The sequence below is a fragment of the Rhodanobacter aciditrophus genome (genome assembly GCF_050026795.1).
GTDB lineage: Bacteria > Pseudomonadota > Gammaproteobacteria > Xanthomonadales > Rhodanobacteraceae > Rhodanobacter_A.
Window position 1 is genome coordinate 56,312 of the sequence record NZ_JALBWP010000007.1, and the last position, 14,748, is coordinate 71,059.

12 protein-coding genes and 1 pseudogene are annotated in these 14,748 nt (G+C 70.5%); 7 read left to right on the forward strand and 6 right to left on the reverse strand.

Annotated elements, in window-relative coordinates; translation table 11 throughout:
• Positions 1 to 44 precede the first annotated feature (44 nt).
• Positions 45 to 1,112: an NAD(P)-dependent alcohol dehydrogenase gene (locus tag ACQGNW_RS00790; protein WP_426661163.1), complete on the reverse strand. Its 1,068-nt coding sequence runs from the start codon at positions 1,110 to 1,112 to the stop codon at positions 45 to 47.
• Positions 1,113 to 1,238: 126 nt separating this feature from the next.
• Here ACQGNW_RS00790 and ACQGNW_RS00795 point away from each other — a divergent pair, with 126 nt between their 5' ends.
• The 4 genes from ACQGNW_RS00795 (at position 1,239) to bla (ending at position 4,992) form a co-directional block, all read left to right on the forward strand.
• Positions 1,239 to 1,943 (forward strand): glutathione S-transferase N-terminal domain-containing protein, encoded by a 705-nt coding sequence (locus tag ACQGNW_RS00795; RefSeq protein ID WP_426661164.1) that lies wholly within the window; start codon positions 1,239 to 1,241, stop codon positions 1,941 to 1,943.
• Between the two features lie 29 nt (positions 1,944 to 1,972).
• Complete coding sequence (locus tag ACQGNW_RS00800) at positions 1,973 to 3,001, forward strand: SDR family oxidoreductase (RefSeq protein ID WP_426661165.1); 1,029 nt, start codon at positions 1,973 to 1,975, stop codon at positions 2,999 to 3,001.
• Between the two features lie 148 nt (positions 3,002 to 3,149).
• On the forward strand, positions 3,150 to 3,980 hold the full coding sequence (locus tag ACQGNW_RS00805; protein WP_426661166.1) for a methyltransferase domain-containing protein: 831 nt from the start codon (positions 3,150 to 3,152) through the stop codon (positions 3,978 to 3,980).
• Between the two features lie 139 nt (positions 3,981 to 4,119).
• Entirely contained in the window at positions 4,120 to 4,992 is an 873-nt protein-coding gene (gene bla, locus ACQGNW_RS00810; protein WP_426661167.1) for a class A beta-lactamase, read from the forward strand.
• A gap of 680 nt (positions 4,993 to 5,672) precedes the next feature.
• Here the strand turns inward: bla and ACQGNW_RS00815 are convergent.
• Positions 5,673 to 7,874 carry a penicillin acylase family protein gene (locus ACQGNW_RS00815; RefSeq protein ID WP_426661168.1) on the reverse strand — a complete coding sequence of 734 codons (2,202 nt, stop codon included), beginning with the start codon at positions 7,872 to 7,874 and terminating at the stop codon, positions 5,673 to 5,675.
• Between the two features lie 299 nt (positions 7,875 to 8,173).
• Here ACQGNW_RS00815 and ACQGNW_RS00820 point away from each other — a divergent pair, with 299 nt between their 5' ends.
• A complete protein-coding gene (locus tag ACQGNW_RS00820; protein ID WP_426661169.1) occupies positions 8,174 to 8,950 on the forward strand; it encodes an iron-containing redox enzyme family protein in 777 nt (258 codons plus the stop codon).
• A gap of 75 nt (positions 8,951 to 9,025) precedes the next feature.
• Positions 9,026 to 11,764: a putative bifunctional diguanylate cyclase/phosphodiesterase gene (locus ACQGNW_RS00825; RefSeq protein WP_426661170.1), complete on the forward strand. Its 2,739-nt coding sequence runs from the start codon at positions 9,026 to 9,028 to the stop codon at positions 11,762 to 11,764.
• A 12-nt stretch (positions 11,765 to 11,776) separates the two neighbouring features.
• Here the strand turns inward: ACQGNW_RS00825 and msrA are convergent, their stop codons facing one another.
• A complete protein-coding gene (msrA, locus tag ACQGNW_RS00830) occupies positions 11,777 to 12,457 on the reverse strand; it encodes a peptide-methionine (S)-S-oxide reductase MsrA (protein WP_426661171.1) in 681 nt (226 codons plus the stop codon).
• 107 nt (positions 12,458 to 12,564) lie between these two features.
• Here msrA and ACQGNW_RS00835 point away from each other — a divergent pair, with 107 nt between their 5' ends.
• A complete protein-coding gene (locus ACQGNW_RS00835) occupies positions 12,565 to 13,407 on the forward strand; it encodes an arylamine N-acetyltransferase family protein (RefSeq protein ID WP_426661172.1) in 843 nt (280 codons plus the stop codon).
• Between the two features lie 28 nt (positions 13,408 to 13,435).
• On the opposite strand, the gene ACQGNW_RS00840 is transcribed toward ACQGNW_RS00835, so the two are convergent.
• The 3 genes and pseudogenes from ACQGNW_RS00840 to ACQGNW_RS00850 all read right to left on the reverse strand — a co-directional run bounded on the left by ACQGNW_RS00840 (position 13,436) and on the right by ACQGNW_RS00850 (position 14,505).
• Positions 13,436 to 13,663, reverse strand: a complete 228-nt coding sequence (locus tag ACQGNW_RS00840; protein ID WP_426661348.1) for an RNA-binding S4 domain-containing protein — start codon at positions 13,661 to 13,663, stop codon at positions 13,436 to 13,438.
• 45 nt (positions 13,664 to 13,708) lie between these two features.
• Positions 13,709 to 14,095 (reverse strand): annotated as a pseudogene (locus ACQGNW_RS00845) (barstar family protein); the annotation flags it as partial.
• Positions 14,092 to 14,505: a guanyl-specific ribonuclease gene (locus ACQGNW_RS00850; RefSeq protein ID WP_426661173.1), complete on the reverse strand. Its 414-nt coding sequence runs from the start codon at positions 14,503 to 14,505 to the stop codon at positions 14,092 to 14,094. The gene ACQGNW_RS00850 and the pseudogene ACQGNW_RS00845, both read right to left, overlap by 4 nt.
• Positions 14,506 to 14,748 lie beyond the last annotated feature (243 nt).

Sequence of the window (14,748 nt, forward strand, 5' to 3'; positions counted from 1 at the left end):
GGCGTCGCGCGCCACCTTCTCCCGGTGGGAGAAGGGGATGCACGTCAGGCAGCCTTGGCCTCCTGCTTCAGCGTGGCCATGTCGATCACGAAGCGGTACTTCACGTCACCCTTGAGCATGCGCTCGTAGGCCTGGTTGATGTCCTTCATCGCGATCGTCTCGATGTCGGAGACGATGCCGTGTTCGGCGCAGAAATCCAGCATCTCCTGTGTCTCGCGGATGCCGCCGATCGCGGAACCGGCGAGCCGGCGCCGCCCGAGGATCAGGTGGAACACGCTGGGCGACGGATGCGGCGTGGCGGGGGCGCCGACCAGGCACAGCGTGCCGTCGCGCTTGAGCAGGGTGATGAAGGCATCGAGATCGTGCGGCGCGGCCACGGTGTCGAGAATGAAGTCGAAGCTGCCGGCGTGCCGCGACATCTGGTCCGGGTCCTTCGAGATCACCACGTCGTCGGCGCCGAGGCGCCTGGCATCGGCCTGCTTGCCGGGCGAGGTGGTGAACAGCACCACGTGCGCGCCCATCGCGTGCGCCAGCTTCACACCCATGTGGCCGAGGCCGCCCAGGCCCACGATGCCCACCTTCTTGCCGGGGCCGGCGTTCCAGTGGCGCAGCGGCGAATACGTGGTGATGCCGGCGCACAGCAGCGGCGCCACGGCGGCGAGCTGCCCGGCCTCGTGGCCGACGCGCAGCACGAACTTCTCGTTCACCACGATGTTTTCGGAATAGCCGCCCCAGGTGTTCTCGCCGCCGAACACGGGGCCGTTGTAGGTGCCGGTGAAACCGTTCTCGCAGTACTGCTCCTCGCCGTCGGCGCAGGAGGCGCAGTGCTGGCAGCTGTCCACCATGCAGCCCACGCCCACGGTGTCGCCGGGCTTGAACTTCGTCACCTGCGCGCCGACCGCCGTCACGGTGCCCACGATCTCGTGGCCGGGCACGGAGGGGTAGAGCGTGTTCCGCCATTCGTTGCGCGCGGTGTGCAGATCGGAGTGGCACACGCCGCAATACAGGATGTCGATCCTGACGTCGTGCGGGCCTGGCTCGCGGCGTTCGATGCTGAGCGGCGCCAGCGGCTGGCTGGCGGAGGTGGCTCCGTAGGCGCGGGTCTGGGTCATGCGGATTCTCCGGGGATGGGGCGACGCAAGCGCTTGAGTCTACGCATTGCGGCGTGAAAGCAAAGCCATTGAAGCGCGCCGTGCCGATACCCATGTGCGAGAGATTGTCCCCACCGAGAGCCTGCCATGTCCGACCTGTCCACCTTCCCGATCGCGCGTCGCTGGCCTGCACAGCGTCCCGACCGCATCCAGCTGTATTCGCTCAACACGCCGAACGGCGTGAAGGTGTCGATCATGCTGGAGGAAACCGGGTTGCCCTACGAGGCGCACCTGGTGGACATCGGCAACGACGAGAGCCACGTTCCCGAATTCCTCGCGCTCAATCCCAACGGCAAGATCCCTGCGATCGTCGATCCCGATGGTCCGGACGGAAAACCGCTGGGCCTGTTCGAGTCGGGCGCGATCCTGATGTATCTGGCGGAGAAGAGCGGCAAGTTCCTGCCGGCCGATCCGGCGCGGCGCTGGGAGACGATCCAGTGGGTGTTCTTCCAGATGGCGTCGATCGGGCCGATGTTCGGCCAGGTGGGCTTCTTCCACAAATACGCCGGCCGCGAGTACGAGGACAAGCGTCCGCTGGCGCGCTACGTCAACGAGTCGAAGCGCCTGCTCGGCGTGCTGGACGAACGTCTCGCCGGGCGCGAGTGGATCATGGGCGACGAATACACCATCGCGGACATCGCCACGCTGGGTTGGGTGAACAACCTGATCACCTGGTACGAGGCGCGCGAGCTGGTGGAGTACGACCGCTACGGGCACGTCGATGCCTGGCTGCAGCGCGGCCTGGCACGAGCGGCGGTGCAGCGCGGCCTGAAGATTCCGTCCAGGGGCTGAGCGCCGCAAGCCGCAAGGGGAGAGCAGCGATGGGCAAGGTACTGGTGACGGGCGGCAGCGGCTTCATCGGCAGCCACTGCATCCTGCAGTTGCTGGCGGCGGGCCACGAGGTGCGCACCACGGTGCGCAGCCGGCAGCGCGAGGAGGCGGTGCGCGCGATGCTGCGGCAGGGCGGCGCCGAGGCGGGCGGACGGCTGTCGTTTGCCGAGGCCGACCTGGAGCGGGACGCCGGCTGGCCGGAGGCGGTGGCCGGTTGCGACTACGTGCTGCACGTGGCCTCGCCGTTTCCGCCCACGCTGCCGAAGCACGAGGACGAGCTGATCGTGCCGGCACGCGAAGGCGCCTTGCGCGTGCTGCGCGCGGCGCGCGACGCCGGCGTGCGCCGCGTGGTGCTCACCTCCTCGTTCGCCGCGGTCGGCTACGGCCATCCGCCGCAGGCGGCCGCGTTCGACGAAACCAGCTGGACCGACGCCGACGGCGCGGACGTGCAGCCCTACGCGAAGTCCAAGACGCTGGCGGAGCGTGCGGCCTGGGACTTCATCGCGCGCGAGGGCAGCGCGCTGGAATTGTCGGTGGTCAATCCGGTCGGCGTGTTCGGTCCGGTACTGGGCCCGGACTATTCCACCTCGATCCTGCTGGTGCAGCGCCTGCTGGACGGTGCCATGCCCGGTTGCCCGCAACTGCACTTCGGCGTGGTGGACGTGCGCGACGTGGCCGACCTGCACCTGCGCGCGATGACCGATCCCGCCGCGAAGGGCGAACGCTTCCTCGCCGTGTCCGGCGATTTCATGTCGATCCGCGACATCGCCCTGGTGCTCCGCCGGCGCCTGGGCGCGGCGGCGCGCAAGGTGCCCACGCGGCAGCTGCCGAACTGGCTGGTGCGGCTCGCCGCGCTGCGCGACCCGGCGGTGAAGCAGATCCTTCCGGAGCTCGGCAAGCGCAAGAACGCGACCGCCGCCAAGGCGCAGCGCGTGCTCGGCTGGTCGCCGCGTCCGAACGAGGACGCCGTGGTCGCCACCGCCGAGAGCCTGGTGCGGCTGGGCCTGCTGAAGGCATGAGCGGACGCGCACCACGCGCTGCGTCCGGCAGCGGGCAGCGGGGATTGCGCCTGCGACCACCGGCCGCCGTGCCATGCACGGCGAAACCGGGCGGCACCGGCAAGCGGCCGATGGCCGGGCGCGTGCGACGCGCAGGTGGGCGCGGCCGATGACTGACGCGTTGCAGGCCTTGATCGAGACGCTGGAGCGCGAACGCACGCTGGATGCGCCGGAGCGACTGCGCGAGCGCATCGAGGCGCTCGACCGGCTCGATGCGTTGATGCCGGATGGCGCGCTGGCGCTGCGCGCGCAGGCAGTCCGGCAACGGCTGGAGGCGGCCAATGCGCTGCAGTTCCAGGCCGTGCGTGCGGCGATCCGGCGCGGCCAGGGCCGCGATGCGCTGCGGCGATGGCGGCATGCGGGCGCCGCCGCCGCCATCCGCGCCGGCGACGGTTACGACTGGCGCGACGAGCTGGTCAGCGGCGTGCTGCCGTTCGGGGAGCCGGGCGAGGCATCGGCGCTGGCGCCGGAGATGGTGTTCTACCAGCCCACGCCGGCACGTCACGTGTTCGACCTGTTCGAGCGCCTGGCGTTGACCGGGGACGACGTGCTGGTCGACCTGGGCTCGGGCCTGGGCCACGTGCCCCTGCTCGCCGCGATCTGCACGCCGGCCCGCAGCATCGGCATCGAGATCGAGCCGGCCTACGTGGCGGGCGCGCGCGCCTGTGCACAGGCGCTGCGGCTGGCGAACGTGCATTTCGCGCAGGGTGATGCGCGCGAGGCGGACTTCGCCGTCGGCAGCGTGTTCTACCTGTACACGCCGTTCACCGGCACGGTCATGCGCAGCGTGCTGGACGCGCTGCGCAGCGAGGCCGGGCGGCGCGCGTTCCGCGTGTGCGGTTTCGGGCCCTGCACGGCGGTGCTGGCGGCCGAGCCCTGGCTGGCGTGCGACGACGGCCCGGCGCCCGGTCGCGTGGCGATCTTCCGCACGCGGTGCTGAGCGGGATTCGCGCGGGCCTCGCGGCGCAGGGCGTGGAGGCGTTGCCCGGGCTTCGCCATGCGGGCCACCCCGGAAAGCCCGGACGCGAAGGCAACATCGCAGGCCTGCCGCGCTGGCGGCGCAATGACCGGGGAATCCCATGGATCGACGCACCCTGCTGAAAACCGCCTTGCTGGGCGCCGCGGCGCTGGCCAGCCGTCCCGGGTTTGCCGGCCCCACGCGCGGCACGGATGCCGACGCCCGGCTGGCCGCGCTGGAACGGCGGCATGGCGGGCGGCTGGGCGTGGCCATCCTCGACACCGGCGACGGACGCCGCTTCGGCCATCGCGCGGACGAGCGTTTCCTGATGTGCAGCACGCACAAGCTGCTGACGGTGGGCGCTGTGCTGGCGCGGGTGGACCGCGGCGCCGAGCGGCTGGATCGGCGCGTGGTGTTCGGTCGCGACGCGGTGCTGTCCTGGGCGCCGGTGACCAGCAAGCGCGTGGGCGCGCCGGGCATGAGCGTGGCCGAATTGTGCGAGGCGGCGATCACGGTGAGCGACAACACGGCGGACAACCTGCTGCTGGACAGCCTCGGCGGCCCGCCAGCGGTGACCGCCTTCGCGCGACGACTGGGCGATCCGCTGACCCGGCTGGACCGCAGCGAACCGGAACTCAACGTCGGTGCGCCGGGCGACCTGCGCGACACCACCACGCCGAACGCCATGTTGGGCGACCTGCACGCGCTGCTGCTCGGCGGCGCGCTGGCTGCGGCGTCGCGCGACCGGTTGGCGGCATGGATGCGCGCCACCCGCACCGGTCTCGACAAGCTGCGCGCCGGCGTGCCGGGCGACTGGCAGGAGGGCGACAAGACCGGCAGCGGCGCCCACGGCGAAACCAACGACATTGCGATCTTCTGGCCGCCGCAACGCAAGCCGCTGCTGGTGACGGCCTACCTGGCGGGCTCGACGGCCGCTGCGGAGGCACGTGCCGCGGTGCTGGCCGAAGTGGGGCGGATCGCCGCGTCGGTCTGAGCGGGGGATTTCGGCTTGCCCGCGCGGTCACGGAGCCGGTGGCATGGCCGCCACCGGCAGCGCCGCCATTGCGCGGCGGCTGCGCCCGTCACCGTGATGTTAAACGCGTCTTCATGCGGCGACACCGGAATATCGACAAACGCCTGAGTAGGGTCGATACGCGAGCGCGGCATCACGGTTTCGCCGTGGAAGTGGAACGTGAGCTGCAGCAGCGCCGCAACGCCGCGCTCGCACCCGACCCCGCAACGGAGACCCACATATGAAATGTTCAGTCACGGCAGGGCTGTTGGTTGCGGCCGCGCTGGCACTGTCGGCGTGCGGCAAGGGCGGCGAGACGACGCCGCCCTCCCAGGCTCCCGGCAACGCGGCGAGCGCGCCGGCCCCGGCAGCGCCGCCACCGGCTTCGCCGGCCACCGCACCGACGCCCGCGGCGACCAGCGCGGCACCGCCGTCGGCATCGACCGCCGGAGGCGGGACGAATCCGCAGCAGTAGGGATATCCCGAAAATCCCCGGGCGCGCCCGTGCGGGCCATGGACGGTTCCTGCGCATGCACGCATGATCGTCGAAGGCGGCCGCATCCGGGCCGCCTTCGACGGTCATGGGAACCGGCAGGCGGCGGCTCTCCGAAGCGGTACCGGAAGACGGCGACGGAGACGGGGGGATCGGCGGGCGTGCCCGCTCACCCGCCGGGGTGGTACACGCGCTCGGTGTGGCCCTTGAGCTGGTCGGGCCAGAAATACACCGTGCGCAGGTTGCCGCTGGCGTAGCGTTCCGCCTCGTCGTCGAAGTGCGGCGAGCCGGGGTGGCCGCTCTCGCCGCCGGCGGTGACGGCGCGCGCGCTCACCCGCGGGCCGAATTCCACCACGGCGACGAAGCTGTTGCCGCTGGAGCCGTAGTACTTCTTCGTGCCGGGCCAGCGGTGCGCGCCGAACGAGGCCAGCGAGCCCCAGCGCGAGGACACGAACGGCACCGGAATGCTCGGCTTGCCGTCGTCGAAGTGCGGCTGGATCGCGTCGTCGAGGCGCTGGAAGCGGTTGATCTCGCCCCAGGCCACGCCCCAGCTGCCGAAGTCCTGCACGAGGCGGTCGACGGCTTCGTCCAGCGCGTGCAGGCGTTCCTGCGCACCGCCGTCGCGCGCCATGGTGTCGTAGGGCGAGACGCCGGCGGCCTTCGCCCTGGGCACGCTCTCGTCCCACAGCGTGTCGCCCCAGAACACCGCCAGCGAGGTGGGCATGGAGGCGATGCCCCAGCGACAGTTCCAGTGCCGCAGCAGTTCGACCGGGCCGGCCAGCTTCGCCTTCAGCGGATCGCCGGCGGGCAGCGCGTCGTAGTCCTTCGCGAGGATGGGAATCAGCTTGGCGAACTCGGGCAGGTAGGAGTCGAACGCGTCGGTGATCAGCTTTGCCTTGCTGAAGCCGCTGGCGCCGCTGAGCAGGCGCGTGGCGTGGATGCCGCGCGGGTTCTCGCCGAACGTGTCCATGTAGCGCGGGAAGTCGGCCTGTTTCGGGCTGTACTTGCCGGCGGCGGAATACGGCCAGTCGTTGGTGTTCATCGCCCAGCCGTTCGGCGGGTTCACCGCCTGCGGCAACTGGTCGAGCGGCGTGAGGCCGTGCCAGTCGGTGGCCGGGTCGCTGCCGTCCACGGGTTTCGTGTAGTCGAAGCGGTTGTCGCGCTTCGGCACGAACTGCGGCATCAGGAACGCGATCTCGCCCTTGTCGTCGGCGAACAGCGTGTTGTTGGACGAGTTGGCCTTGAGCTCGGCCACCTTCATGTAGCTCGCGTAGTCGTGCGCCCTGGTGCGCAGCCAGCTCTGCTCCAGCGCGGCGACGGGCTTGTCCATCAGCGCCTCGGCGATCCACTTGCCGTTTTCGCGCTTCACGATGGGGCCGTGGTGGGTGAAGTACGCGGTAAAGCGGCGCGTCTTCAGCGTGCCGTCAGCCGCACGGTAGCGCACGGCGATCGCGCGTTCGGTCACCGGCCGCAGCGCCTTGCCGTAGCGGTAATACGGCTTGCCGCCCTGGTGCACGATGGTCTCGGCGAACTCGTCCACCGCGTCGAGGCCGGTGGAGGTGTGCATCCAGCCGATGTGCCTGTTGAAGCCCTGGTAGACGAAGAACTGGCCCCAGGTCACCGCGCCGTAGACGTCCAGCCCGGCGTCGCTGGACATCTGCAGCTCGGAGCGGAAGTAGAACGAGGTGTGCGGGTTGATCCACAGCAGCGCGTGGCCGTCGGTGGTGAGCTTCGGCGCGATCGCGATGCCGTTCGAGCCGGTGGGCTCGGCCCAGCTCGGCGGGTTCGCCTGCGCGAGCTGCGGATGCGCGTCGCCGTAGAACGCGGCGAGGTCCTTCAGCGAGACACGCTCGATGTCGCCGCCGATGCTGCCCTCGGTGAAGGACAGCGCCATCCACGGCACGAAGTGCGCGATCACCTTCGGGTGCACGTCCGGGTGGGTGGCGAGGTACCAGTTGAGGCCGTCGGCCCAGGCGTCCATCAGCTTCCGCAACCAGGCGGGACTCTGCGCATAGAGCTGCTTCAGCGTCGCCGGATCGGTCCACAGCTGCTGGCGCAGGTCCTGCCAGATCGCGGCCTCGCCCTCGGCCTGCGCGGTCCAGCCAAGCGCGGTGAGGTAGTTCGTCTCCACGCGGTCGAAGTCGTCCTCGGCCTGGGCGTAGGCCATGCCGAACACCGCGTCGGCATCCGTCTTGCCGTGCACGTGGGCGATGCCCCAGTCGTCGCGCGTGATCGTCACCGCCTGGGCTTCGTGCTGCAGGCGCGTGCGGTCGACGACCTGCGCCGGTGCCGCGGCGGCGAAGCCCAGGGCGAGCAGGGCCAGCCAGGGGCGGGCGCGATACAGCGCGGAAGTCGGATGGCGTGCGGACATGCGGGTTCCCCGTAGCGTGGCCCGGACGACGCGGGGCTGTACCGGCTGCGTCGGGGCGGGCAGGTTGACGGGGCATCTTGCGTTGAACCGTCCGATCCGGCAAGGCGACTCATGGCCTGGCAACGCGGTTGCCTCCTGCGCGCGGCGCCCGTCGAACGCGTGACAATCGCACTTCAGCCACGAGGGATCCCGTCGCCGCACGGCGATGGAAAACGGCCGGTTTGCGGGCGCCCGGCCCCGGAGTCGACCGTCGAGCGGCAATCCATGGCCGGGCATCACGACCGACGAAGGAGATTCGCATGTATACCCGTTTTGAACGTACCGGCGCGCTGACCGAACTGGGCAGCTACCCGCAGTGGGCGCAGGACATGGTGGCCGATTGCGAGCAGGCGAAACAGGGCGTGCTCGGCCACGAGCTGTGGGCGCGGATGAGCGAGGCGCGCCTCGATCCGCTGTCCACGCGCAACTTCATGGTGGGGGTGTGGCCGGTGATCGAGCGCTTTCCGGCCTACATGGCCCTCAACCTGCTGAAGACCCGTTACGGCCGCAGCCCCGGCGACAACCTCGCCCGGCGCTGGCTGGTGCGCAACATCCGCGTCGAGCAGAACCACGCCGAGTACTGGTTGAACTGGGCCGAGGGCGCGGGGGTGGCGCAGGAGGCGGTGACGATGGGCAGGCCGCCGGCGGGAAGCCAGGTGCTGGCCTCGTGGTGCGAGGAGGTGAGCCGCAGCGGCGACCTCGCGGCGGGCATCGCTGCCACCAACTATGCGGTGGAGGGGGCCACCGGCGAATGGTCGCAGCGGATCTACGCCAGCACGGCCTACGCGGAAAGCCTGCCGGAGGAAGGGCGGGGCAAGAGCCTGCGTTGGCTTCAGCTTCACGCCGCCTATGACGATACTCATCCCTGGGAGGCGCTGGAGATCGTCTGCACCCTGGCCGGCACGACGCCGAGCGCGGATCAGGTCCGCCATCTGGAGGAATGCGTGCGCCGCAGCTACACGAGCATGTGCATCACGCTGGACCATTGCATCGAGCAGCAGGGCAGATCGGGCATGCGGGTGGAGGCTGCGGCTTGATTCTGAAGTCAATGGAGCGGGTGGGCCGGGGCGTTCTGGCGCACTTGTTGCTTTAGAATCTGCATGATGCGAAGCATGATTTCCAGTCAGCGAAGATCATTGTCGCAGCACCTGTTGCCGCTGGCGATTGCGCTGGCGTTCGTGATCGGCCTGATCCTGACCCTGACGTGGGGTGCCTTGCAGATCCAGGTCACTCTCGCCGGTTTCCTCAACGGCGAGAGTGTCTGGTCCAAGGCGCAGAAGCAGGCAGTGATCGACCTCGAGGTCTACGCCCGCACCGGCCGCGCCGAAACGCTGGCCGACTACCGGAAGAACATGGCGGTGCTCGCCTCGGACCGCTGGGCCCGCGACGCCATCGCCAGTGGCCATTTCGATCACGCCAGGGTCCGGCAGGCGTTTCGCGATGCGCATGTGATACCGGAAGCGATCGACGGCATGATTTTCATGCTGCACTACTTTTCGTCGGCGCCCTACATGAGCAAGGCCCTCGCGGCCTGGTATTCGACCGATGCCACGGTCGACGGACTGGACCGCATCGCCGAGGAATTGCAGCAGGCCCATGCCGACGGCAGCATGACGCCCGCCATGGCTTCCGCGGCACGCGAGCGCATCGCGGAAGCCAATCGTTTCATCGAGCCGCGCAGCAACCTGTTCTCCTCCCAGATCGCGGACGGCGCGGCCTGGATCGGCACCATGCTGTTCCTGACCGTGCTGGTGGCGGCGCTGGCCGCCTCGCTGCTGTGGTTGCGCATGGCGCGCCGCATCCTGCACGGCATACGCGGCAGCGAGGAGCGCTACCGCCTGCTGTTCGACAGCGCGAATGACGCGATCGTGATGGTCGACGAAGCCCGTGGCCACATCCTCGAGGCGAACCACACGGCCCGGGACTGGATCGGCTGCACCAGGGGACAGCTCGAAGGGCGCAGTTTCGACGCGATCTTCGTCGGCGGGTCGCAGCCGCAGGCCAGGCGCGGCGCGGTCGGCATGCTGCTGACCGACGACGGCAGGCAGCACCCGGTGGAGATCGAGAGCAGCCTCGTCACCTGGGGCGGCCGCCAGGTGCGGCAGGCGATCATGCGCGACGTCTCCGAACGCGTGACGATGGAGCGCGAACGACGGGTGGCCGCCGAGGCGCTGGCCGGCATCGCCGAGGGCGTGATCATCGCCGACGCCGAGCGCCGCGTGGTTTCGGTCAATACCGCGCATGTCGAGATCACCGGTTTCGATGCGCAGGCGCTGCTGGGGCGGCGTTTCGACGAGATGCGCCGCATGCCCGACGGCGAGCCGCTGCCGGAATCCATCTGGATCAGCCTCGCGGGCGGCCGCCACTGGAACGGCGAGGTGCAGAGCCGGCGCCGGGACGGCAGCGTCTATCCCGAACAGCTCAGCATCAGTGCGATCCGCGACGCGCAGCATCGCGTGCTGCACTATGTGGCAGTGTTCAGCAACATGCAGGCCGCCAAGGCGCAGCGGCAGCGGCTGGAATACATGGCCACGCACGATCCGCTGACCGGCCTGGCGAACCGGGTCGCGTTCGAGCGCCACTGCAGTGCAGCGATCGCCGCCGCTTCGCGCGCGCGCACCGCGGTGGCGGTGCTGTTCATCGACCTGGACGCATTCAAGATCATCAACGACAGCTACAGCCATGCGCTGGGCGACCGCGTCCTGCAGAAGATCGCCGAGCGGATCGGCCGGCAGCTTTCCGGCAACGACATGGCGGGGCGCATCGGCGGCGACGAATTCACCGTGCTGCTGGACCGGCTGGAGCTGCGCGAGGATGCCGGCATCGTCGCCGAGCGCCTGCTGGCCAGCCTGGCCGAGCCGATCATGGTGGAGGAGTGCGAGGTCGTGCTGAGCGCCAGCATCGGCATCGCCGGCTACCCGCTGGACGGCGGCGACGCGACCACGCTGATCGCGAACGCCGACGCCGCGATGTACGCGGCCAAGAGCAGCGAGCGCAACACGCTGCGCTTCTACACGCCGATCATGCAGGCCGACGCGCGCCAGCGCCTGCAACTGGTGTCCGAGCTGCGCCGCGCGCTGGCCAACCACGAATTCAGCCTGCGCTACCAGCCCAGCATGGACCTGCGCAGTGGCCGCATCGTGGCGGTGGAGGCGTTGTTGCGCTGGCAGCATCCGGAGCGCGGCGAGCTGCCGCCGGGCGAATTCGTCACGGTGGCCGAGAGCCTCGGCCTGATCCGCCGCATCGACGAATGGGTGCTGCGCACCGTCTGCGCGCAGATCAGCGAGTGGGACCGTGCCGGCATGCCGCCGATCCGCGTGGCGGTGAACGTGTCCGCCCGCTGGCTGACCCATCCCGCCTTCGTCGAGGGGCTGGGCCGGGCGCTGCGCGAACACCAGGTCGCCCCGCAGCGCATGGTGCTGGAGATCACCGAAGGCGCCATGCTGGGATTGGGCGACGATACCGAGCGCACCATGCGCGCGCTGCACGACCTGGGCATCGAGGTGGCGATCGACGATTTCGGCACCGGCTACTCCTCGATGGCCTACCTGAAGCTGCCGGCGGTGAGCTGGCTGAAGATCGACCGTTCGTTCGTCACCGGCCTGCCGCACGGTGCCAACGACGTGGCTATCGTGGAGGCGATGCTGGCGATGGCGCGCAGCCTCGGCCTGAGCACGATCGCCGAGGGCATCGAGCACGAGGCGCAGCACGAATTCCTGCTGAAGGCCGGTTGCGACGAGGGGCAGGGGTACCTGTACTCGTACCCGCTGCCGCCGGCCGCGCTCGAGCGCATGTTCAACCCGCGCCCCACGCCGGTGCGGCTGAGCCTGGTGCCGCCCAAGAAGCAGTGAGCCGGTCCGCGGCTAGCGGGAATACAGCACCGGGAACCACAGCCGCAGGTTGGCGACCTTGGGCGCGTCGTAGATCGCGATGTAGGGCTGGTCCGGGTGGCGGCTGGCGTAATCCTGGTGCCAGCTTTCCGCGGGATAGAAGGCCGCGAGCGGCGCCAGCTGGGTGACGATGGGTGAGGCGTAGATGCGGGCCTTGCCGAGCTGGGCGAGATAGGCGGCGGCGATGCGCTGCTGTTCGGCGCTGGTGTAGAAGATCACCGAGCGGTACTGCGTGCCGCTGTCCGGCCCCTGCCGGTCGAGTTCGGTGGGGTTGGCGGCGACGGAAAAGAATACCTGCAGCAGCTGGCCGTAGCTGACCTCGGACGGGTCGAACAGCACCTTCACCGATTCGGCATGGCCGGTATCGCCCTCGCTGACCTGGTCGTAATGCGCGGTGGCGGCGCTGCCGCCGCTGTAGCCGGCCCAGGTCCTGCGCACGCCCTTGACGTGTTCGAACACGTCCTGCACGCCCCAGAAGCAGCCGCCTGCGAACACCGCGACCTGCTCGCCGTGCGTGGCGGCGCGGGGCGCGTCCACGACGGGGGCCGGCAGCCTGGTGGCGGCCGCGGCCGCGGGCGGCAGCGCGCAGGCGCCGAGCAGGCCCAGGGCGAGTGCGGTACCGAGGGGGCGGAGGGAGCGGCGGCAGGCGGACATGGCGGACCTCGCGGTGATGTTCCAGTGGCCATTCGCCGGCGGAGCCGGACCGGTTACCTGCGCGTCGTGCGCGGTGTTACCGTGCCACCTTTGCAGCGGAGCCCCGCATGTCCCACGCGATCGACCTGGATGCCTACCTGCGGCGCATCGACCACCGCGGCGCGGTCGCGCCGGATCTGCCGACGCTGCGCGCGCTGGCGGTGGCGCATGCGGCGGCGATCCCGTTCGAGAACCTCGATCCGTTGTGCGGTGTGCCGGTGCGGCTGGAGCCGGACGCGCTCGAGCGCAAGCTGTTGCACGAGGGCCGCGGCGGCTACTGCTTCGAGCAGAACCTGCTGTTCGCCGCCGCGCTGCGCGCGGTGGGCTTTGCCGTGCACGGCCTGATCGCGCGCGTGCTGTGGAACCAGCCCGAGGATGCGGTCACCGCGCAGACCCACATGCTGCTCAAGGTGGAGGCGCGTGGCGAATGCTGGCTGGCCGACGTGGGCTTCGGCAGCATGACCCTGGCCGGCGCCTTGCGGCTGGAGCCGGGCGTGGCGCAGGACACCGCGCTGGAGCCGTTCCGCCTGCTGGAGGACGGCGGCGAATGGCGCATGCAGGCCTGCGTGCGCGGCGACTGGCTGACGCTGTACCGCTTCGACCTGCAGCCACGCGAGTTCGTCGACTACGTGGTGGCGAACCACTACGTCTCCACGCACCCGGCCTCGACCTTCGTGCAGCAGCTGGTCGCCGCGCGGACCGTCGGCGACCGCCGGCTGACCTTGCGTGGTCGCGAGTTCACCGTGCGCCGGCCGGGCATGGAACCCGAACGGCGCACGCTGCGCGACGGCGCGGAAACCTGCCGGGTGCTGGAGCGGGAGTTCGGCCTGCGGCTGCCGGACCGCGCGGCGCTGCTGCGGCGGCTGGACGCGCTGGCAGCGGACGGGCAGGCACGGCCCGTCCGCGCGTAGGCACGCAGGGGGTGCCCCTGCGGAGGGCTCAGGCGGCGCCCACCACGCGTATCTCTACGTCGTCGAGGCGCACCACCTGGCCTGCGTGGATCTTGCAGGTCTTGCGCAGCTCCACCACGCCGTCCACCGTCACCGCGCCGCTGGCGACCAGGTGCTTGCCCGCGCCGCCGCTGTCGCACAGGCCGACCAGCTTCAGCAGGTGGTCGAGTTTGACGTGGTCGCGGTCGAGTTCGAAGCGGATGGTTTGCTTGCTCATGCGTGGCCGGGGGGGCACCAGGTCGGGCAGGGTGAGGAAGGCGAAGAACGGACGGTCCGCATCCTGCGCGAAGGTGGCGGCGTCGTCCAGCACGCCGAGCAGCGTGTCGAAGTCGCGGCCGGCGCCGCGGTGCAGCTCGTCGATGTGCTCGAACAGCAGCACGTGGCCCCAGGCAGGCAGCCAGCCGAGGTCGCGCAGGCAGTCGGCCAGCGCATCCCAGTTGTGGCCGAAGTCGGCCGGCAACGACAGCGAGGCGGCAAGACGCCGCAGCAGTTCGGGCTTGCCGCGGCAGCCGGCGAGGTCGGTGCGGCAGACCGCCAGTTGCTCGCGGGAGGCGGTGGTGGCGAGGCGCGCGAGGTCGGCGTCGCCCACGAAATACACGCCGTTCTGGCTGGGGCGGGTGAGGTCGGGGTCGAGCGGTTGCGCGTTCATCGGTGCAGCGTGAAGCGGCGGAAGCTGCGGTAGTGGTCGTCGGTGTAGTAGTACGCCGCGGGCGGTGTGCCGCCGGTGATGATGCGTCGCGTGCCGCGGTTGCGCGCGCCCGGCGTTTCCACCGTGTACTCGTGGTAGTAGCCGCGCGGCTCGCGCGGCAGCTGGCCTTCGTAGTTGCCGAACACCACGCCATCCTGGCGGTACGGGAACGGGCCGCCGCGCGCGACCAGCGCCAGCGTGTCGCGTGCCTCGGGCGGCAGGAAGGCGGGCAGGGAACCATCGGCGCCATCGCGGGCCGCGGTGACGGGAGCCGCCGTGGAGCGGTCCGGAACGAAGCGCTGCGCCGGCCAGCCCCAGACGAGCGCGATCGCGAGAATCGCGAGCGCGAGCAGCGGCTTCCATGAACGCATGCGGGTCACCGGCGGTGGGCGGGAGGCGAGTCTAGCATTCGCCTCCGCAGCCGGCCCCGGTCGGGCGCGCGGCGACGGGTGTCCGGAACCTCGCGGGCACCGGCAAGCCGCGGGCGCTGACGGCCAGCGGGGGCGCAACGGGGCGGTGGCCGGCGCCGGCATGGTTGGCGGTGTTCCGGATGTGCTTCGTCGCCGCCTCTGCCATGCGGGCCGCGCCGGCATCTGGCCTCGGTGCGCGGCGCT